Source organism: Staphylococcus sp. HMSC068C09, assembly GCF_001813735.1.
Lineage (GTDB): Bacteria > Bacillota > Bacilli > Staphylococcales > Staphylococcaceae > Staphylococcus > Staphylococcus hominis.
Genome location: NZ_KV813730.1, coordinates 1 through 1,082 on the forward strand (window position 1 = coordinate 1; position 1,082 = coordinate 1,082).

Consider the following 1,082-nt stretch of genomic DNA (forward strand, 5'->3'; position numbering starts at 1 on the left):
AAAACTAGATAAGTAAGTAAATAGATTTTACCAAGCAAAACCGAGTGAATAGAGTTTTAAATAAGCTTGAATTCATAAAAAATAATCGCTAGTGTTCGAAAGAACACTCACAGATTAATAACTATATTAGATTAAGTTATTAAGGGCGCACGGTGGATGCCTTGGCACTAGAAGCCGATGAAGGACGTTACTAACGACGATATGCTTTGGGTAGCTGTAAGTAAGCGTTGATCCAGAGATTTCCGAATGGGGGAACCCAGCACAAGTTATGTTGTGTTATCGACAAGTGAATTCATAGCTTGTCAGAAGGCAGACCCGGAGAACTGAAACATCTTAGTACCCGGAGGAAGAGAAAGAAAATTCGATTCCCTGAGTAGCGGCGAGCGAAACGGGAAGAGCCCAAACCAATAAGCTTGCTTATTGGGGTTGTAGGACACTCTATACGGAGTTACAAAGGAATATATTAAACGAATCATCTGGAAAGTTGAATCAAAGAAGGTAATAATCCTGTAGTTGAAAATATATTCTCTCTTGAGTGGATCCTGAGTACGACGGAGCACGTGAAATTCCGTCGGAATCTGGGAGGACCATCTCCTAAGGCTAAATACTCTCTAGTGACCGATAGTGAACCAGTACCGTGAGGGAAAGGTGAAAAGTACCCCGGAAGGGGAGTGAAAGAGAACTTGAAACCGTGTGCTTACAAGTAGTCAGAGCCCGTTAATGGGTGATGGCGTGCCTTTTGTAGAATGAACCGGCGAGTTACGATCTGATGCAAGGTTAAGCAGAAAATGTGGAGCCGTAGCGAAAGCGAGTCTGAATAGGGCGTATAGTATTTGGTCGTAGACCCGAAACCAGGTGATCTACCCATGGTCAGGTTGAAGTTCAGGTAACACTGAATGGAGGACCGAACCGACTTACGTTGAAAAGTGAGCGGATGAACTGTGGGTAGCGGAGAAATTCCAATCGAACTTGGAGATAGCTGGTTCTCTCCGAAATAGCTTTAGGGCTAGCCTCAAGTGATGATTATTGGAGGTAGAGCACTGTTTGGACGAGGGGCCCCTCTCGGGTTACCGAATTCAGAC

At 44.4% G+C, this 1,082-nt stretch carries 1 rRNA gene; it reads left to right on the forward strand.

Going from position 1 to position 1,082, the window contains the following annotated elements:
• Positions 1–129: 129 nt before the first annotated feature.
• A 23S ribosomal RNA gene (locus HMPREF2930_RS00585) occupies positions 130–1,082 on the forward strand; the annotation flags it as partial.